This is a genomic window from Hymenobacter telluris (assembly GCF_017313265.1).
Lineage (GTDB): Bacteria > Bacteroidota > Bacteroidia > Cytophagales > Hymenobacteraceae > Hymenobacter > Hymenobacter telluris.
Map to the genome: position 1 here is coordinate 585,444 of NZ_JAFLQZ010000002.1, position 18,772 is coordinate 604,215.

Genomic DNA, 18,772 nt, shown 5'->3' on the forward strand with positions numbered 1-18,772 from the left:
AAGGCCCCTGCACCCCCTCGGTGTAGCGGATGCTACCAGCGTGAGAGTGAACAAGGGCCTGTGCGTTGGAAAAGGAAACCGGTTAGTCGGTATTGAACTTGTAGCCTACTCCCTTGATGGTCTGGATGTGGTGCTCACCTACTTTCTCGCGCACTTTGCGCACGTGCACGTCCACGGTGCGGGCCAGCACGAATACGTCGTTGCCCCAGATGTTCTGAAGCAGTTCTTCGCGCCCAAACACTTTGTGCGGCGTGGCGGCTAAGAAGGCCAGCAACTCAAATTCCTTCTTTGGAAGCGTGATTTTGCGGCCTTCCTGATACACCGAAAAGCCGGTGCGGTCAATCTTGAGGCCGTTGATTTCGATGGTATCCTGCACCGACTGCGGATCCCGGTCGCGGCGCACAAAGGCGGCCAGGCGGCTGAGCAGGGCCCGGGGTTTGATGGGCTTGGCAATGAAGTCGTCGGCGCCAGCCTCGAAGGCGGCCACTTCCGAAAACTCTTCCGACCGAGCCGTCAGGAAAATGATGTAGGTGTCTTTGAACTTGGGTTGCTCGCGCAGGTGGCGGCAGGTGGCAATGCCGTCGAGGTTGGGCATCATCACGTCGAGCAGAATGATGTCGGGGGCAAATTGCGGGGCAATATCCAGTGCCCGGCGGCCGTCGGGAGCCGAGGCCACGGAATACCCTTCCTTGCGCAGATTGTATTCCAAAAGCTCCACGATGTCAGGGTCATCATCGACCACCAAAATCTTGTAGGCGTTGGGGTTGGCAGGTGCTTGCACGATGTAGGGTGTTTAGGTAAAAGGATTGCGCAAACGCAAAAGTACCGCCCGGCTTGGGCACCTGTGTGTTACCTTTTTGTTACTCACAAGTGCTGGCAGCGTTATCAAGATACCGGAAATACTTCTTTCAGCGGGGTAATGACCACTGCTACCAGTTCTTAGCGCTACCAATCCACGCAGAGCAGCAGCTTGCTACAACCGGCAGTAAACAAAAACGGCTCCGTGAGGAGCCGTTATGTAGTGCCTAATTCTGAGCTACCAAATTGAGCCGGGTTTTGAGGCCTTGGTATTTGTACATATCCACTTTCACCGCGCCCACAAACATTTCGGCCTGTATTAGCACCGGAATCTTGTTCCGGTCGTCGGAGAGGTACACCGATATGGCGTTTTCGCCTTTGAAGAGCTTGTTGCTAGGCATTTTCGGAACCAGCTTGATGGCTCGCACGGTGCCAGCTTTGGTTTCCACCGTTTCGCGGCCTTTATAAACGACGTCCATAGCGAAGACGTTTTCGTCGAAAAAGCCCTGCACCCGAATGACTTCCCCAATGCGCCGTTGGTCGTAATTAACGGTGCGCAGGTAGTAGAACCCACTCACAATGTCCTGCACGTTGTCGGGCACTTTGTAAGTGCCGGTCTTCACTTTGTTTTTGTCTTTGCCGTGGCGCTCCATTTGGGCCACGTCCTTCTGATGGTCGAAATCCACGGTTTCACGGCGGCGGTAATTGTTTTCCTCGATGTTGCGGAAGAAGCGCTGCGGCAGGATGCTGGTGGTGTCGAGGTAGGTGCGCCAGGTATCCCGAATGCGCAAAAACACGTCGAATGAGCCCGTAGTACGGCCCGTAACGGTAGCCTTGAAGCAGGTTCGGTCGTTGATGCGGTGTAGCTCGTCGGACACTTCAATGGTGGCTTCGGCGGCATTAATCAGGCCGTAATGCACTTTGTATTGCAGTACCTCGCCTCGCTTGAAGCTGTTGTTGGGTACCGAGCGGAGGGCATCAGAGGGCTGGAAGGCCAGCAAACCGGCCAGTGGCAATACAATAAGAGGTGCTAATAGCCAACGGCAATTCATAGTGGTAATAAAACAGGACAAAGGGGTTCCTGATGCCCTAGACAAAAGGGGTGCCAGCAAATATACAGCAATGTGTGAACGGGGCAGAAAACTGGTTTGAAGACAACAACTTTCTTAGCGCTAAGCAGAAAATTAGGTACGAGCAACAGCCGCCTTTGGTGCACCGCTGCTAATCGAAAAAAGCCCCGTCAGATTACTGACGGGGCTTTTCAACCTCTTGAACTTACTTCTTAAGGCAACGACTACAAGGTGTCGTCGTCGTCAACGGTAGTATCTACGGGAATAGCAGCCATAGCGGTTTCCGGCTCACCCTTCACCAGGTTCCGAATCTGAGCTTCGATTTTGTCGGCTAGCTCCGGATTGTCTTGCAGGATGGTTTTTACGCCTTCACGGCCCTGGCCCAGCCGGTCGCCGTTGTACGAGAACCACGAGCCCGACTTGGCAATAATGCCCATGTCCACGCCCAAGTCAAGGATTTCACCTACTTTGGAAATGCCTTCCCCATAGATGATGTCGAACTCGACCACCTTGAACGGTGGTGCTACTTTGTTCTTCACCACCTTCACTTTGGTGCGGTTACCCGTTACGTTGTCTTTGTCTTCTTTGATCTGGCCAATACGGCGAATATCGAGGCGTACCGACGCGTAGAATTTCAGGGCGTTACCACCGGTAGTGGTTTCGGGCGAGCCGAACATGACGCCGATTTTCTCCCGCAACTGGTTGATGAAGATGCACAAGCAGTTGGTCTTGTTGATGGTGCCCGTCAGCTTCCGCAGGGCCTGGCTCATGAGGCGAGCGTGCAAACCCACTTTCGAGTCACCCATGTCGCCTTCCAGTTCACCTTTCGGCACCAGGGCGGCTACGGAGTCGATTACGATAATGTCGATGGCACCCGAGGAAATCAGCTGGTCAGCAATTTCCAGGGCTTGCTCGCCGTTGTCGGGCTGCGCGATAAGCAGGTTTTCGGTGTCGATACCCAGCTTCTCGGCGTAGATCCGGTCGAAGGCGTGCTCGGCGTCGATGAAGGCCGCCATGCCGCCTTTCTTCTGCGCCTCGGCAATGGCGTGCAGCGTCAGGGTGGTTTTACCCGACGATTCGGGGCCGTAGATTTCTACCACCCGGCCGCGGGGCAAGCCGCCAATGCCCAGCGCAATATCAAGGCCTAGCGAGCCAGTGCTGATGGCCGGAATATCGACAACTTTGTTGTCGCTCAGCTTCATAACCGTGCCCTTGCCGTAGTTTTTGTCGAGCTTGTCCAGCGTGAGCTGGAGGGCTTTCATTTTCTCGGTTTGAGGGTTGGTCACCTTCTCGGCTTTGTCAGTAGTAGCAGCCATTAGAATAGGGTTTGTGAAAATGCTTAGGTTTGGTGAATGTAGGCGTTTTAGGTTGCCTTCGCAACCACAGAATCCGCATTGCAGCAGGGCAAGAGGGTCTGTTTTTGGTAGGCTAGTGGTAACGCTGCCGACCTATATTTTGTCCCCGCAATGCTAAAAATTTTCGTTGAATTTAGGTGAAATTTTTCGTGCTAAAAATTTTGGGAAATAAGCCCGTATATACCGCGCTGATACTGACGTTGGTAAGCTGGTTGAGCGGGGCAGGGCAGGCGTGGGGGCAATTAAATAATTCGGCCTTTTTGCATCCGTTGGCCGTGAAACCCGAGTACATTGGGCAACTCCGAGTGGCTGTGCAGGCGTTTCTGTTTTCCAAAGACAACGAGTACTTCAACAAGATCAACGAGGGCAAAACGCTCTATGGTACGCAGCTGGCACCGCGGCTGGTATACTTTCCCAGCGAAAACCTGCGGCTGGAGGCTGGTATCTTCCTGTATAAAGACTACGGCACGCCGCGGCTCCGGCAGGTGCGGCCCCTGTTTACGGTGAAATACCAGAACGGACCGCATAGCCTGCTGTTCGGCAACATCGAAGGCAACTTGCACCACGGCTACATCGAGCCGCTGTTTGATTTCGAGCGGGTGATGCTGAATCGGCTGGAGGAGGGCATGCAGTACCGGCTGCAGACCCGCCGCCTGCAGCTAGATGCCTGGGTGGACTGGCAGCGGCAGCAGTATCGGTTCAGCAACTTTCAGGAGGAGGTAGCCGGCGGCCTCACCACTGAGTTTACGGCCTATCAGGATTCGGCGGGTTGGCGGCTGGGGATAGTGCCGATGCAGTTTCTGGGGATTCACCGCGGCGGCCAGCTTGATACCATTAATACGCCCCTGCAAACGCTGTTCAACTTTGCTGGGGGCCTGCGGATGCGCCGAAAGCTCGATTCTTACTTTACGCGGGCCCTCTACTTCGATGGCTACGTCACGCACTATACCGACTACTCGTTTGAAGAGGTGCTGCCCTACGGCAGCGGTACCGGGCTCTACCTCAATGCGGCCGTCGATACGCGCCTCGGCAACGTGATGGTAAGCTACTGGTCGGGCAATAGTTTCGTGGCTCCCCAAGGCGGCAAGCTGTATCAGTCTATTTCCAGCACCGTAAACAACCCCAACTACACCGAGCGGCACCGGCAGTTGCTGATTCTGCGCTTCCTCAACGACTTTCACTTACCCGGTAAGATGATTCTGTCCACCCGGTTCGAGCCGTTCTATGACTTGCAGAACAAACAAGTCGAGTTTTCCTTCGGAACCTACTTGAACTTCAACGCCGAGTTTCTGCTAACCACATTGCGCCGCGCCGATTAAGCTAATGGTGCTAAGTTGCCGTAACCGGTTCCAACCGAAAGTGCACAATGTTAGGCTCCTTGTCACGCAAAGGCCATAGGCGGCGCCGCGTTGTAACCGGCTGGAAACCTACCGCTTCAGCCACGGCCATACTGCGAGGGTTGTCGCGGCGGCAGCGCAACGTGAGGTGCTTGGCGCACAAATACTCACCGAAACCGAAAGCCACAGTTGAAGCCAAGGCCTCACGGGCATAGCCGTAGCCTTGAGCTTCCGCTGCCAGATAATATCCTATTTCGGCACTTCGGGGTAGCTGCCAGCTGGGCCGGAGGCTGATGTCGCCGAGGTAGATGCCAGTTTCGCGGTTCCAAATGCCGAACACGTACAGCCGCCCGGTTTGCCAGTCTTGCTTGAACTGGGTGAGCATGCGCGCCGCATCAGCAATAGTCTGGACGGCCGCCACCCGGTTGGGAAAAGCGGGAGCGAGGCGGTGCCGATTTTGGTCGAGGACGGTGAAAAATACCGCTTCGTCGGTGTGCTGATACGGCCGCAAAATAAGACGGGCGGTGCTGATAGGGGTGAGCGGAGGTGGTGCAGCAGCGTACATAATTCAGGGGAGAAGCGCCAGTATGTACGTGCCGTACTACAAAATGCCCAAAACAGTCGGGCTTGAAAACGAAAAGGGCTTGCCAATAGGCAAGCCCTTTTTTCGGTGATAATGAAAAGCGGCGGCAGGCAACCAGTACCGCATATCCGAAGACGCCAAGCACTCTACGGAAGAATAGACCTTAGGCTTTCTGCAACGCGGCACCAATACCGGAGCGGTACTGCGGTGGGCTACCCAATGATTGTTGAATACGCATCACATTCACCTGGCGGGCAGCTTCGTTGAAAAACTCAAGGCGGCGAATCAGCATTTCTTTCACCAATACCCGGCCTTCGGGCGTGCGCATCACGGCGCGCTTATCTTCGAGTAGCCGGCGCATAATAGCTTCAGTTTCCGCTTCACGCTGCGTGTATTGCGCCTGAAACTCGCGCAGCCGCTCTACGCCTTCGGTGCTAAGGCGGAACTGCCCGCCGCCCTGGTTGAGCACCTCGCACAGCACATATACTTCCAGCGGAAGTGAGGTAGCCAGCGCCGTAGTTCGCAAATCGAGGCCCACAGCCAGCGCATCTAGAATAATGTGAATGTTACGCTCGAACTGCTGATAGTAACCGGAAACTTCCATGAGGGTAATGCTGAATTATAAATGCTGAATTACAAATGCTGGCTGAGCTATAGAGTCAGAACTCAGCATTCAGAATCGATTAAAGCAACTCCTTTACGATCTGCTCAACCGAAATACCTTCGGCTTCGGCCTTGAAATTACGAACCAACCGATGCCGCAGGATAGGCAGCGCCACCGCCTTTACGTCCTCAATATCGGGCGAGTATTTGCCGTTGAGCAAGGCGTTGCACTTAGCGCCCACAATTAGGTGCTGCGAAGCACGCGGACCAGCGCCCCATTCCAATAGCTGGGTGGCACGAGCCGCGCCTCGCTCGGTATTGGGACGGGTTTTATGCACGAGGCTCACCGCGTATTCCACCACGTTATCGGCTACGGGCACGCGGCGGACGAGTTGCTGATAGGCCTGAATTTCGTCGGCGTGCAAGGTCTTACTAACTCTCGCTTTCACGTCCGACGTGGTGTTTTTTACGATTTGCAACTCAGCTTCGTAGCTCGGGTAGCCTAGCTCAATGTTGAACATAAACCGGTCGAGCTGGGCTTCGGGCAGCGGGTAGGTGCCTTCCTGCTCGATGGGGTTTTGGGTGGCCAGCACGAAAAACGGCCGTTCCAGCGGGTACCGTTGGCCCGCCACCGTCACGGCGTATTCCTGCATGGATTCCAGCAGGGCGGCCTGGGTTTTGGGCGGCGTCCGGTTGATTTCGTCGGCCAGCACAATGTTGGCGAAGATGGGGCCTTGCACAAAGTGAAAATCCCGCTGCTGGTTCATCGTCTCCGAGCCCACAATGTCGGAGGGCATCAAATCGGGGGTGAACTGGATGCGGTTGAACGAGAGGTCTAACGCATCGGCTACGGTTTGGATGAGGAGCGTTTTGGCCAGGCCCGGTACACCTACCAGCAGGCAGTGGCCCTGCGAGAAAACCGCAGTAAGCACCAACCGAACCACTTCGTCTTGCCCAACTATAACCTTCCCAATTTCCTGGCGCAGCGTGCGGTACGAGGCAGCCAGCGCGTCGGCGGCTTCTTTATCAGAAGAAAACTTCATGCTTTGGTTTCTGGTTTTTGGTTTTTCGTTGTTGGCTCGTTGAACAGACGAAAAACCAAAAACCAGAAACCAAAAACGAATAAAAATTAATTAACCGTGTCCAGCAATTTGCAGCCGGCATACTGCGGATCAACTTCAATAAAAACGCTGCCGCGGTTCTTGGCGAACCACTCATCCAGTGCCTTGTTTTTTTTCTCGGCCAATGCAGCCTGAGAAAGTTTCTGGTAGTCGTCTTTGAAGTTGGCTTGGTGCGGCGGCGTGTTCGACTTCAGCCAGATGATACGCATGGCGTCCTTGCCGTCGTCGGTACGGTAGGGCATGGGGGGCGTAATGTGGCCTACTTTCATGGTGTCGATGGTGAAGAACACGGCTGGGTCCAGCTTATCGAGTGGCAGATACGTGCTACCATCCTCGCGGTTCTGGAGCAAGCCCCCATTCGCCCCCGACTGTTTGTCGTCGGAGTTGTCTTTGGCGGCTTTAGCAAAGGTGAGGCTGTCGGCCAGAATGCGGCGGCGCAATGAAGCCAAGTCTTTGGCCGCTTCGTTTACGTCGGTGGAGCCCGTGGTGGGCTTCAGCAAGATGTGGCGGGTGCTGTACTTGTCGCCTTTGCGCTCAATCAGCTGGATGAGGTGGAACCCGAACTGCGACTCGACCACCGGCGACAAGCCGCCCGGCTCCAGGCGTAGCGCGGCGGCTTCATACTCGGGTACCAGCTCTTTGCGCCCGAAGAAGCCAAGGTAACCGCCCTGAGCGCCCGAGCCGGGGTCTTCAGAATACTGTTTAGCCAGCGTTTCAAAACTTTCGCCCGCCAAAATGCGCGCCCGAATGTCGTTGAGCTTGGCTTGAGTAGCCTGCTTAGCCGTGGAATTTACCTTCGCAAACTTGATTATCTGGCCCACTTCCACTTCAGTGGAGTAGTAGGGGAGGCTGTCCTTGGGAATGCGGTTGAAATACTGGCGCACTTCGCGGGGCGTCACGTTTACTTTGCCGGAAATCTGCTCCTGCATCTTCTGCTGCACCAACTGCTCTTTCACTTGGGGCCGCAGGTCTTCCTTGAGTTGCTTAATGGGCTTGTTGTAGTACTCCTCTAGCTTTTTCTCCGAGCCAATTTGCTGGGCGAAATAGTTCATGCGGCGGTCCAACTCGCTTTTCACCTGCGCATCCTCTACTACTACCGAGTCGGTTTCGGCTTTGGCGAGTAGGAGCTTATTGAGCGCCAGGCTTTGCAGAATGCGGCATTGCAAGTCGGGAGGTAATGGTTTGCCCTCGGCCCGGGCCTTCTCCTGCGCCATAATGGCTTCCAGGTCGGAGCGTAATACAATCTGGTTGTCGATTTTGGCAATGATACCATCAACAAGTTGCTGCCCCACCGGGCGGCCAACACCCAGCTGCGCAAAACCAGCGGTATAGAGGGTAGTCAACAGCAGCACGGTCAGCCCGGCGGCCCGCTTCAACAAAATAGAGGAACGATTCATGGAATGATTCAAAGGATACGTCCGGTATCAAACGACAAGTACTACCGGACTGGGCTGCTATCTGAACGCAGAAAGCGGCCCGTAAATTTCAACATAAATCCTTTCTCCGGCAAAAAGCATCCGGGAGCCAGACTTTTACGCATAGAGCCTGTCAGTGGGCAGTGGGTTGCACGCGGCAGGTGCGCGCCGCTCATCCCGACCTAAACAAAAAGCCCCGGCTATAACCGGGGCTTTTCACTGAAGGCAGAGCACCTATTTGGTTACAAGCTTATCTACTTCGGCCTGATTGATTTTCACCGGATACTTGGCACGCAATTGCCCTATCCATTCTTTCTCCAGGTAGTTCTGGTAATCGGAGGTGGCTAGGCCGCGGGCTTCAGCCAGGGTTTTGGGGCCTGCTGGCAGCGTTTTATCGATGATGACGGTGTAGTAGCGGCCATCTTTCTGCACGTCGTACGAGCCAGGGCCGCGGCCCATTAGCTCATCTACCACTTTGTTGTCGCCTTTGGCAAAAGCCTTTTGCGTGATTTGCACCGAGAGAGGGTTCTGAGCGTTCAACTGCTCTTCGAGGGCCGCAGGGCTGGTGCTGGTGATGGTCTGCGTGAGGGTGTTGTCGGTGCTGGGTTTGGCCTGCGCGGTCTGCACGATGTGGCGTGCGGGCACTCCTTTGCTGGTTAAATAAGCGGCTGTGGCGGCGGCGCGGCGCCGGGCAACGCCAGCTGGCTCCCCCTTTTTGGCCCGCCCAACAAGCGTAACAGTTAGAGCAGTATCGGCTTGCATGATACCAGCCAGCCGGTCGAGGTTGATGCGGGAGCCTTTGTTGAGCTTGTCGGTATTCGGGAGGAAGCCTACGGGCAACGGCGCCAAGCGGGGCACGGCGTAGCGGCCGGTTTGCAGTTGCTGCTTAGCCTGGGCCAGCAAGGCCGGAGTTGCCGCACTGATAACGGTGCCCTGAACCCGGTTGTCCCACTGGTATTTGCTCTGATTTTCAGTGAAGTACTTCTGCAAGCCTACCGTATCTTCAATGGCTTTGCTCCATACTTTCTCGTCCATGAGCTGAAACAACAGAATACCGTCGCGGTACTCTTTCACCAGCATCCGGTAGTCTTCGTACTTGTTTTCGAGGTTGTTTTTCTCGAAGTCCGTCAGGCTCTGGTCAACGTACTGCTCGTAGAGCTGCTGGGCCACAAAACGCGGCTCTGCGCCCGTGCGGGGGCGCTGGTTTTGCTGCTCATACGCCAAAAAGTCGGCTACTGTGTAGGGCTTGCCTTTGATGGTGAACAGGGTTTGGGCGTCGCCCTCGGCCTTTTTGCTGGCTTTACCGGTCGGAGCGGCTGGGGCCGCCGGAACTGTGTACTTGAAGCGGCCACTTACCAGAGCCGTATCGGCCTTGGCAAAAGCGTAGTCTTTGCCCGCCTGGCTTTCGGTGAACTGATTTTCAGTGCGTACACGCTTCAGGAAGGCAGCTTTGTTTAACTCGGAGCGCGAATCTTTGGCAACCTTGCTTTTCAGAGTAGGTTCCATGGCCTCAAACGTGGGCACCGGCTGCTTTTCAAGCAGCTTGATAACGTGCCACCCGTAAGGCGTTTGCACCGGCGTTGAAATCTGGCCGGGGGTCTGGAGCTTGAAGGCCACTTCCTCGAACGACGGAATCATACGGCCCGTACCGAAGGGGGGCAACTCGCCACTGTTGGCGGCCGAGCCGGCATCTTCCGAAAACTGCGCTACCAGCTTGTCCCAGTTTTCCTTGCGCTGGGTGAGGCGGTTATAGAGCTCGTCAATCTTTTTCTTGGCCGTTACCGAGTCGGCTTTGGGCATGCCGGGGGTGGCCCGAATCATGAGGTGTGCCACCTTGATTTCGCCCTGTGCCGGCCGAATATCGTTCACTTTGATGATGTGGTAGCCAAAGCGCGTCCGAACCGGCTGCGAAATCTGGCCCACCGGGGTTTTGAACGCTGCTGACTCAAACGGGTACACCATCTGCATGGCGGTGAAGTAGCCTAGGCGGCCGCCGTTTTCACGGGCCGAAGGGTCTTCACTGGTTTCGCGGGCTATTTGCTCGAAGTTCTCGCCGCTGCTTACACGCTGGCGTAGGGCCGTGGCTTTCTGGTAGGCCGCCAGCGTGTCGGTAGGGGTGGCGTCGGGCGAGAGGCGGATCAGAATGTGCGAGGCATTCACCTCTTTGCTCATCCGCTCGTAGGCTTCGCGCACCAACTGGTCGGTTACGCTTTTTTCGGTAAGGTAGGGCTGGGCTAACTGCTGCTTATAGCCATCCAATTCACGCTTGAACGCCTGCGTGGTGTCGAGGCCGCGCTGCTCGGCTTCAATTACCTTCAGCTTGAAGTTGGTGTACAGATCCAGGTATTCCGTAACGCTGGGGCGCGTGCCGTACTCGGGAGCCGTACTGTTGTTTTTACGATAAACGTAGGCAAACTCCTGGGCAGGTACTGGCGTGGTACCGAGCGTTTCGACAGCAGCTTGGGGAGTGGTAGTAGTTGATTTGGTAGCCTGGCAGGCGGCCAGCAGCGCGACGGCAGCAGTGCCGACGTACAGAATGCGTTTGTGCATACGGGATATAAGAAACTACAATGCGGGACAATTGCCTCTCAAGAGAATTGAGCATAGCTAACTGCTTGTTGCAATTTTACGGAATTTTTTTGGCCTGCCCGCTACAAATCAACTCCATAAGTGGCACCGCGTAGCATCCGGTTTACCTTATATCTGGCCTCCTAAACCATGCGTAAACATGATAACGGCCCGGCCGCAACGAGGTGTAGCAGCCGTACGTGCTGTCCTCGTTGCGGCCGGGCCGTTGGGCGGTGTCAGGTGGTTATTGTTCGGGCTGTGCCAGGCTCTTGTAGAGCCGGCAAACGTTCTGGGTGCCCTGCGTGGTGAATTCCACCCGGTCCATGATGCGGTTGACCAATGCCATGCCTACCCCACCTTTCTTGCCCTGCCGAATGAACTCCGGCAAATCGGGCTCGTGATAAGAGGAGGGCTTGTAGAGGTTGGCGGCATTATCGAAAATCTCGATACCAAAAGCCTTGTCGTTGACATCAATTGCCAAATCCAAGTGCTGCGACTCGTCTTCGCCGTTGGCGTGAATAATGATGTTGGCTACTATCTCGTCTACGGCCAGCACAATCTGGTTGAGCTGGAGAGGGGACAGGTGATAGTTCAGCAGAGAATCCGTGACGAAGTCACGAACAACCTTAAGGTTGCCTCGGCTACAACTAATCCGCAGTGCGTTTTTCATCCCCGCTGGTTATTCAAGATAAAGTTAAATGGCAGTGGCCTCAGTTTCCGAGGGCACAATGGTCATGAGGGTATCCAGACCAAGAATTTCAAATACGTTGTGCACTTTCTCCTGCATGTTGAAGAACACCAGCTTTACGCCCGCGTCCTGGAACTGCTGCAAGTGCGAAATAAAAACTCCCAAACCGGCCGAAGAAATGTAGTTCAGCTTCTGGCAGTTGATGAGAACTTTCTGGTATTGCAAGGTTTCCGGCTTGGTCAGTTCGGTGTCGAGCAATACCGATGAACTGGCATCTAGTTCACCGTCAAGCAGTAGGGTAAGCGTATCGGCGGAAGCGTGTTGCGTTATTTTCATAAGGTCAGGGTACGTCAGTTAAGCCCGTCAGGTTGAGCGGATTTGAACTTAACAACCAGCAAGGTCTGATCGTCGTGCATGGGCTGGCCCGCACTGAACTCGGCCAGGTCCGCCAGAATCTGCTCCTTGATTTCGTCGGCTTCCATCGAGAAGGTTTGCTCCAGCATATACAGCAGGCGCTGCTCCCCGTATTCTTCCTGGAGGGCGTTGCGGGCTTCCACAATGCCGTCGGTGTAAATCACCATCACGTCGCCCGGATTATAGTCGTAGAATTGGTTTTTGATGTGCTTCTCGTAGCTCTCGTTACGAATAATGCCCAAGCCCAATCCTGCCGTCTGGAAGTAAGAAACTTCCTCTTTAATAGAGTGATAATAAAGGGTATGGCAATGGCCGGCCCGGGCAAATACAAAGCCACCATTCTCGTAATCAATGATGTAGAGCGAGGCAGTAATGAAAGCGGCCTTTTCCAGGCAGCGAGCCAACGCGGTGTTGGCCTGGGTCATGAACCGGCTGGGTACCGGAAACTTCTCCCGTTCCGAGCGCGCCAGATGGTTTTCCTGCATCAGCGCGTGGAAAATCCCCTTCATCTGGGCCACGTGGAAAGCCGCCGTCACGCCCTTGCCCGACACGTCGCCGATGAGAATGGCTAGCTGGCGGCCCGGTAAGTGCAGGAAGTCGTAGAAGTCGCCGCCCACCTCCTTGGCCGAGGCCGCGTAGGAACTAATGTCGAACCAGCTGTCAATGGGCAGGTTCTTAGGTATGAGGCTGTCTTGTACTATCGAAGCAATTTTCAGTTCTTCCTGCACCCGCTGGTTTTCCAGCGAGATATGCACCAATTGTAGGTTCTCAATGCTGAGCACTGTTTGGCTGGCGAAGGTTTGCAGAATACTCAAATTCTCCCGGTCGAAGCCGTAGCGGTTCTCCTTCAGCATGTAGAGCGCTCCAAACCTACGCTTAGCCGAACGGAGCGGCATGGCTACTAGAGAGCCGTACGGCAAATCCAGGCTACGGAAGCCGTTGCTACCCGATAAATCATTGTTGAGGTACTCGATATGTTGCAGATTATGCTCCTGAAGCAACTCAAGAATGCTGGCTATCTGCTCGGGTGAAACATGGTGTTGCTGTTCGGTGGTGTTGCCTTCCTCGGTTTCCAGCGTAAGCCAGGCAGCATCGGCATCCATGGTCTGCACCGCCGAATCGAAGAACATAGCATACACTTCCTCCTCGGTCTGGCCTTTCTGAATCAGCTGCGTGAGGCGCTGCATACTCAAAATCTCTTCCCGCTTCTGCTCAAATACGCTGGCAGTTGGCAGGTTGAAGATGGTTACTAACAGCCCCATAAAGGAGTAGAACGCACCGAAGAAAGCATTCAGCAGCAAGAAGGCGTGCTGTGGAGCCGGGGCTACCAGCTTCGGATCGAAGCGGATGCGTAGGAAATACACCACAAACACCGTCATTGCCAACAGAATGGCAATCTGTAACAACACCGCTTCCCACTTCTGGCGGCGGTTGAGGTAGGCCACCCATTGCTGGTTGCCACTCAAATACACCCCAAACAGACCTAAGCCACCCACAATAAAGTAATCGAACGGATGCGGCGGCACCCAATCGAGCAGGCGGAAAAGCAGCGTAAACCCCAGCAGTATCTCAAACCACACCCACTGCCGCCGTAGCTTAAGGGAGGCCCGAAACAGCACCAAGCTGCGCCAGGAATAGTTGGTATACGCCAAGAAAACAACAAACAGCGCCAGATTAGCCGTGTAGATGAAGGCATAGAATGTCTCATCATTAGTTGGTAGCTCGGCCTGCACAAACCGCTCAATCAGGTGCAAACTCACGCAAAGCGTAGCCAGCAAGCCAGGCCCGAGCACAAGGCGCCGCAACAGGCCCACAAAGTCGTTGCCGTGGAGTGGGTCGGGGCGGCCACGCTGGTAGATGAACACAAAGGCCGCAAAGGCCGCCTGGCTCATCAGCGTTATCCACTCGGGCCAGGTGCCGCCCAGCCGCGTAGCTACCTGGCCATTGGTATGGCTAAGCGTGCTGAGCAGCAGGAGCACCCAACTGAGTATTGTAAGAGGTAGAGTAACGGCTTTTAGCCGCTGACGAAAGGGCATAGGTAAGAAGCAGAACGGCGCTGAGTTGAAGCCAGCGTTTCAAGCAAAACGGACCGCTAAGATATAGCGGTGGAATTAATTATGCAGTTCACGTTTGCAGGCTGCTATTCAAGCGGGTTTTGTATGATGAATGCAGTTGCTGGCAACCAACTTCCACCTATGGCGCTTACCACCAGTGAGGTAGGCCGTATGAGCAGCAGAACCTAGGAGCAGCAAAAAAGGGTTGGCTCACTGCTGAGCCAACCCTTTTTTATATATGGTATCAGGCGCTTTTACTTGGTGCTGTAGTTGGGGGCCTCTTGCGTGATTTGTACGTCGTGGGGGTGCGACTCACGCAGGCCGGCGCCGGTGATGCGCACGAAACGGGCTTGTTGCAGGTCCTCCACGGTAGCCGCCCCGCAGTAGCCCATGCCCGCCCGTAAGCCCCCGGCCAACTGAAATAGCACTTCAGCCGCTTGGCCTTTGTAGGCTACTCGGCCCACAATGCCTTCGGGTACCAGCTTCTTGATGTCGTCTTCGGCATCCTGGAAATACCGGTCCTTCGAGCCGTCTTCCATGGCTTCTACCGAGCCCATACCGCGGTAGCTCTTGAACTTGCGGCCCTCAAACAGCGTGACTTCGCCGGGCGCTTCCTCGGTACCTGCCAGCAACGAGCCAATCATGATGGTACTAGCACCAGCAGCCAGCGCCTTCACTACGTCGCCCGAGAACTTGATACCACCGTCGGCAATGAGAGGTACACCGGTGCCTTCCAAACCGCGGGCGGCTTCCAGCACAGCCGAAAGCTGCGGTACTCCAATACCAGCAATGATGCGAGTGGTACAGATGGAGCCCGGCCCGACGCCCACTTTCACGGCATCGGCACCGGCATCGGCCAGAGCGCGGGCGCCTTCGGCGGTGGCTACGTTGCCGGCTATTACTTCCAGGTTGGGGTATTGCTGCTTGAGGTTACGCACGGCGTCGAGTACGCCTTTGCTGTGGCCGTGGGCGGTATCCACGCTCACCACATCTACACCAGCTTCCACTAGTGCTGCTACCCGGTCGAGCAAGTCAGGCGTAACGCCCACCGCGGCACCTACCCGCAAGCGCCCGAACTCGTCTTTACAGGCGTTGGGGGTGCGCCGGCGCTTCCGGATGTCTTTGTATGTAATCAGGCCTACCAGCCGGCCTTCGGTATCTACTACCGGCAGCTTCTCCACTTTCGATTCTTGCAGAATGTCCTCGGCATCTCCTAGCTCGGTACCGGCCTTAGCCGTTACGAGGGGGCCGTGGGTCATCACCTCGGTCACGTGGCGGCTCATGTCCTTCTCGAAGCGCAGGTCACGGTTGGTGAGAATGCCTTTGAGGCGGCGCTGCTCATCCACGATGGGAATACCCCCAATGTTGTTGTCGCGCATCAGCTTTTTGGCGTCGCCGAGGGTGGCGGCTTCTTGCAATACAAACGGGTCGAGAATCATCCCGCTTTCCGAGCGTTTCACGCGGCGCACCAGCTCGGCTTGCGCCTTGATGCTCATGTTTTTGTGAATGATGCCGATGCCGCCTTCCTGCGCCAGCGCAATAGCCATTTCCGATTCGGTGACGGTATCCATTGCGGCCGACACAAAAGGCAGTTTCAGACGGATGTTGCGGGTGAGTTGGGCGCTCGGGTCGGTGTCGCGGGGCAGCACTTCCGAGTAAGCGGGAAGCAGCAGGACGTCGTCGTAAGTCAGCGCCTCGAAGGCAATTTTAGAATGGGGGGTGGCGTAATCGGCCATGGCAACAAGGAGGTTAGGTTCCGCTTATTGCCGGGTAAAGTTACTGTGAAAAATTGGGATGCAGATTATCAGTAGGTTGTTTTAGTGCGAAGTTGGCTTGCGGCAAGCCGCCAAGGAGCCCAGCTGAAACAATTCGTGCGCAACTCAGCAAGGATTTATTCGGGGCGCCAATATGCCAGCCAGTAGGTTTTGCTGCTGCATCTGGAAAACCTCAACTGCCATTTCCGAGTTGAAAGAGCCGCTGTGCTAAGTAGCATGGCGTTTTTCTTTCAGATTCAATTTCATGGCAACCAATAACAAAAACTGGTTTATCACCGGCGCCAGCACCGGTTTCGGCAAAGAGCTGGCCGAATACTGCCTCAGCAAAGGCGACAAAGTAGCCGCTACCTTCCGCAAGCAGGAACAAGCCGACGAATTCACCAAGAAAGCTGGTGCCAATGGGCGCGGCCTCATCTGCGAAGTAACCGACGAGCAGCAGGTAAAGCAGGCTATTGCCGATGCCATTGGCGCGCTGGGTTACCTAGATGTGGTAGTGAACAATGCGGGGTACGGCTCCTTGGGCAGCATCGAGGAAATTGATGCGGAGGAAGTGCACCGCCAGTTCAACGTGAATGTGTTCGGGCCGCTGCACGTGTTGCGGGCCGTACTGCCGCATCTGCGCGAGCGGAAAAGCGGCCACGTGCTCAACATTACCAGCATTGGCGGCCTGAAAACTTTCCCGGGCGTGGGCGTGTACAACGCCAGCAAGTTTGCGCTGGAAGCCATTGGCGAAAGTCTGGCTCAACAAGTGAAGCCGCTTGGCATCAAGGTGACCAACATTGAGCCCAGTGGCTTCCGTACCGAATGGGCCGGCAACTCGGCGTCGTATGTGGATACCAAAATTGACGATTACCGGGCCACGGTAGGCGAAAACCTGAAAGGCATCCAGAGCTACAGCGGCAAGCAACCCGGCGACCCGCAGCGTGCCGCCAAAATCATGTTCGACGTGGTGCGCGAGGAGAATCCGCCGCTGCATTTGCCACTCGGTAAAGCCGCTGTGAAAGGGGCCCGTGACAAGTTTACGGCCTTGGTACAAGAGTTAGAAGCCGTAGCGGGATTAGGCGACTCAGCGGACTTTCCGGAAGAAAGCAAATAGCGCAACAACCCCATTTTTCGCTATTGCCAGTGCTTCACTACGAGCCGTTTCCTCTCAGGGAACGGCTCGTAGTTGTTTGTGGTACCACCTAATAACCCGAATGCGGACCGGCAGTCGGGCGGCCACCCAAAACATAACGGAGCTGCGCCGCCTGCCGCCCGGCAACCTGTGTATCTTGCCACGCAGTTACTCACTTGTTCAGCTACTCTATTGTGCCCCTTTCCGCCAACGACCTCCACGTAACTTCCTGGGCCGATTTGCAACAGGCACTGTTCCGCGACACCTGGGACGGGCGTATCGGGCGTTTCCGCTCACCGTTTGTATACCGGGGGTTACGCTCGTCCAACTGGCTACTAACCACTAGTTTGCAACGCTTAGGTGGTGAGTACGGCCAATTGGAAAACCACTTGCTGCGCAATTTTCGCAAGTACGGGCGCGACTTCAGCCAGCCAGGTGCTTCGGTCTGGAACTGGCTGGCGCTGGCGCAGCACCACGGTCTGCCCACCCGCCTCCTCGACTGGACCTACTCACCCTACGTGGCCCTGCATTTCGCCACCGACGACCTAGAGGCCTACGGTGAAGATGGGGTTATCTGGGCCATCAACTATGTATTAGCGGCTGAGTCGTTGCCGCCCAGCTTGCGCGAAGCGCTGCGGGCTGAAGGCTCTAATGTATTTACCCCGGAGTTGTTGGAGCCGCTTTGTAATACACTACGTGAATTAGAATTACTGCGCGACGAGCAATTCCTGTTATTTCTGGAGCCGCCTTCCCTTGATGCGCGCATTGTACATCAGTACGCGCTGTTTTCGCTGATGAACACCGCCAAAGCAACGCTGCATGAGTGGCTGGAGCAGCACCCGGAGCTGTATTTCCGCATTATTATTCCGGCGCATTTGAAGTGGGAAATCCGGGACAAGCTCGACCAGGCCAACATCACCGAACGGGTGCTCTTCCCCGGCCTCGGCGGCCTCAGCCGCTGGCTGCACCGCCACTATACGCCCACCCCCGGCCAAACCGCCACCGATTTGGAGGACGACCAAATTCCGGGGTAGCGTAGAGCGTAGCTGGCTGATGCGTTTTTGCACAACTACCTGCCGGATATTGGGTGCCGGCAAACACCACGACTTGCCTATCTTTGCAACTAATCCCGCCTTGCGCGGTTTTATATGTCAGACCGGAACCGAAACCGGCTGACTTTCTCCCGCTTGTCTCCAAGTCTTTCAAACATGGCTGAACAACTCACTGCCCCCGCTGCGCCGGTTTCAATCTACGCCGAAGCCAGCCCCAACCCCGAATCCATGAAGTTTGTGCTCAACTCCCAGCTGCTGGCTGACGGGGTGAGCGTGGACTATCCGAATGTAGAAGCCGCTGCAAACTCGCCGCTGGCTCAGGAGCTATTCAACTTCGATTATGTAGGCCGCGTGTTCATTGCGCAGAACTTCGTAACCATCACCAAAACCTCTGATTTGCAGTGGGCGCACCTCATTCCGGAGCTGCGTACCTTCCTCAAGTCGTACATTGAGGCTGCGGGGCCTATCTTCCTGGTTGACCCCGCCGCCGAGCAGAAAGCCGCCCAGCAAGCCGCCGCCACCGGCGACTCGTCGGAAGCCGACCAGCAAACCAGCCAGAAAATCATCGACCTGCTCGATAACTACGTGCGCCCCGCCGTGGAGCAGGATGGTGGCAACATCACCTTCAAAAGCTACCAGGACGGCATCGTGACGGTAAACCTGCAAGGTTCGTGCTCGGGCTGCCCATCGGCCACTGTTACGCTGAAATCAGGCATTGAGAACCTGCTCAAGCGCATGGTGCCCGAAGTGAAAGAAGTAGTTGCTGAAGGCGTAACCATCTAACTTAGAGCTGCTCAAGCCTTGGCTTTGAAATGAAATCGAAAA

16 protein-coding genes are annotated in these 18,772 nt (G+C 55.6%); 4 read left to right on the forward strand and 12 right to left on the reverse strand.

From position 1 onward, the window contains the following. Positions 1-82: 82 nt before the first annotated feature. The 3 genes from J0X19_RS04805 to recA form a co-directional block, all read right to left on the reverse strand. Positions 83-781, reverse strand: coding sequence for a response regulator (locus tag J0X19_RS04805; protein WP_206981829.1), 699 nt, complete (start codon positions 779-781; stop codon positions 83-85). Between the two features lie 244 nt (positions 782-1,025). Continuing rightward, entirely contained in the window at positions 1,026-1,850 is an 825-nt protein-coding gene (locus J0X19_RS04810; RefSeq protein ID WP_206981833.1) for a DUF3108 domain-containing protein, read from the reverse strand. 242 nt (positions 1,851-2,092) lie between these two features. Then, positions 2,093-3,184 carry a recombinase RecA gene (gene recA, locus J0X19_RS04815; protein ID WP_206981838.1) on the reverse strand — a complete coding sequence of 364 codons (1,092 nt, stop codon included), beginning with the start codon at positions 3,182-3,184 and terminating at the stop codon, positions 2,093-2,095. 314 nt (positions 3,185-3,498) lie between these two features. Here recA and J0X19_RS04820 point away from each other — a divergent pair, with 314 nt between their 5' ends. After that, the gene (locus J0X19_RS04820; RefSeq protein WP_206981839.1) at positions 3,499-4,542 is read left to right on the forward strand and encodes a hypothetical protein; all 1,044 of its coding nucleotides are present in this window, start codon (positions 3,499-3,501) and stop codon (positions 4,540-4,542) included. A 10-nt stretch (positions 4,543-4,552) separates the two neighbouring features. Here J0X19_RS04820 and J0X19_RS04825 read toward each other — a convergent pair whose 3' ends face one another. The 9 genes from J0X19_RS04825 to guaB all read right to left on the reverse strand — a co-directional run bounded on the left by J0X19_RS04825 (position 4,553) and on the right by guaB (position 15,742). Continuing rightward, on the reverse strand, positions 4,553-5,125 hold the full coding sequence (locus J0X19_RS04825; protein ID WP_206981840.1) for a GNAT family N-acetyltransferase: 573 nt from the start codon (positions 5,123-5,125) through the stop codon (positions 4,553-4,555). A 181-nt stretch (positions 5,126-5,306) separates the two neighbouring features. Further along, positions 5,307-5,747, reverse strand: coding sequence for a hypothetical protein (locus tag J0X19_RS04830; RefSeq protein ID WP_206981841.1), 441 nt, complete (start codon positions 5,745-5,747; stop codon positions 5,307-5,309). Positions 5,748-5,826: 79 nt separating this feature from the next. Next, on the reverse strand, positions 5,827-6,789 hold the full coding sequence (locus J0X19_RS04835) for an AAA family ATPase (RefSeq protein ID WP_206981843.1): 963 nt from the start codon (positions 6,787-6,789) through the stop codon (positions 5,827-5,829). An 86-nt stretch (positions 6,790-6,875) separates the two neighbouring features. Next, positions 6,876-8,264: a peptidylprolyl isomerase gene (locus tag J0X19_RS04840; protein WP_206981845.1), complete on the reverse strand. Its 1,389-nt coding sequence runs from the start codon at positions 8,262-8,264 to the stop codon at positions 6,876-6,878. 252 nt (positions 8,265-8,516) lie between these two features. Then, complete coding sequence (locus J0X19_RS04845; protein WP_206981847.1) at positions 8,517-10,832, reverse strand: peptidylprolyl isomerase; 2,316 nt, start codon at positions 10,830-10,832, stop codon at positions 8,517-8,519. A 262-nt stretch (positions 10,833-11,094) separates the two neighbouring features. After that, positions 11,095-11,520, reverse strand: coding sequence for an ATP-binding protein (locus J0X19_RS04850; protein WP_206981849.1), 426 nt, complete (start codon positions 11,518-11,520; stop codon positions 11,095-11,097). 24 nt (positions 11,521-11,544) lie between these two features. Beyond that, positions 11,545-11,874: an STAS domain-containing protein gene (locus J0X19_RS04855; protein ID WP_206981851.1), complete on the reverse strand. Its 330-nt coding sequence runs from the start codon at positions 11,872-11,874 to the stop codon at positions 11,545-11,547. Between the two features lie 14 nt (positions 11,875-11,888). After that, positions 11,889-13,988: a PP2C family protein-serine/threonine phosphatase gene (locus J0X19_RS04860; protein WP_206981853.1), complete on the reverse strand. Its 2,100-nt coding sequence runs from the start codon at positions 13,986-13,988 to the stop codon at positions 11,889-11,891. 272 nt (positions 13,989-14,260) lie between these two features. Then, complete coding sequence (gene guaB, locus J0X19_RS04865; protein WP_206981861.1) at positions 14,261-15,742, reverse strand: IMP dehydrogenase; 1,482 nt, start codon at positions 15,740-15,742, stop codon at positions 14,261-14,263. Between the two features lie 283 nt (positions 15,743-16,025). Here guaB and J0X19_RS04870 point away from each other — a divergent pair, with 283 nt between their 5' ends. The 3 genes from J0X19_RS04870 to J0X19_RS04880 all read left to right on the forward strand — a co-directional run bounded on the left by J0X19_RS04870 (position 16,026) and on the right by J0X19_RS04880 (position 18,730). Then, entirely contained in the window at positions 16,026-16,877 is an 852-nt protein-coding gene (locus J0X19_RS04870; RefSeq protein ID WP_206981873.1) for an oxidoreductase, read from the forward strand. 212 nt (positions 16,878-17,089) lie between these two features. Continuing rightward, a complete protein-coding gene (locus J0X19_RS04875; RefSeq protein ID WP_206981875.1) occupies positions 17,090-17,929 on the forward strand; it encodes an FRG domain-containing protein in 840 nt (279 codons plus the stop codon). Between the two features lie 174 nt (positions 17,930-18,103). Beyond that, positions 18,104-18,730 (forward strand): NifU family protein, encoded by a 627-nt coding sequence (locus J0X19_RS04880; RefSeq protein ID WP_206981877.1) that lies wholly within the window; start codon positions 18,104-18,106, stop codon positions 18,728-18,730. The last annotated feature ends 42 nt before the right edge of the window (positions 18,731-18,772 follow it).

Bases quoted from the DNA above. Each gene is read 5' to 3' on its own strand.
- J0X19_RS04850 (WP_206981849.1), bottom strand. From the start codon at position 11,520: ATGAAAAACGCACTGCGGATTAGTTGTAGCCGAGGCAACCTTAAGGTT.
- J0X19_RS04840 (WP_206981845.1), bottom strand. From the start codon at position 8,264: ATGAATCGTTCCTCTATTTTGTTGAAGCGGGCCGCCGGGCTGACCGTG.
- recA (WP_206981838.1), bottom strand. From the start codon at position 3,184: ATGGCTGCTACTACTGACAAAGCCGAGAAGGTGACCAACCCTCAAACC.
- J0X19_RS04855 (WP_206981851.1), bottom strand. From the start codon at position 11,874: ATGAAAATAACGCAACACGCTTCCGCCGATACGCTTACCCTACTGCTT.
- J0X19_RS04830 (WP_206981841.1), bottom strand. From the start codon at position 5,747: ATGGAAGTTTCCGGTTACTATCAGCAGTTCGAGCGTAACATTCACATT.
- guaB (WP_206981861.1), bottom strand. From the start codon at position 15,742: ATGGCCGATTACGCCACCCCCCATTCTAAAATTGCCTTCGAGGCGCTG.
- J0X19_RS04860 (WP_206981853.1), bottom strand. From the start codon at position 13,988: ATGCCCTTTCGTCAGCGGCTAAAAGCCGTTACTCTACCTCTTACAATA.
- J0X19_RS04880 (WP_206981877.1), top strand. From the start codon at position 18,104: ATGGCTGAACAACTCACTGCCCCCGCTGCGCCGGTTTCAATCTACGCC.
- J0X19_RS04810 (WP_206981833.1), bottom strand. From the start codon at position 1,850: ATGAATTGCCGTTGGCTATTAGCACCTCTTATTGTATTGCCACTGGCC.
- J0X19_RS04845 (WP_206981847.1), bottom strand. From the start codon at position 10,832: ATGCACAAACGCATTCTGTACGTCGGCACTGCTGCCGTCGCGCTGCTG.
- J0X19_RS04870 (WP_206981873.1), top strand. From the start codon at position 16,026: ATGGCAACCAATAACAAAAACTGGTTTATCACCGGCGCCAGCACCGGT.
- J0X19_RS04835 (WP_206981843.1), bottom strand. From the start codon at position 6,789: ATGAAGTTTTCTTCTGATAAAGAAGCCGCCGACGCGCTGGCTGCCTCG.
- J0X19_RS04825 (WP_206981840.1), bottom strand. From the start codon at position 5,125: ATGTACGCTGCTGCACCACCTCCGCTCACCCCTATCAGCACCGCCCGT.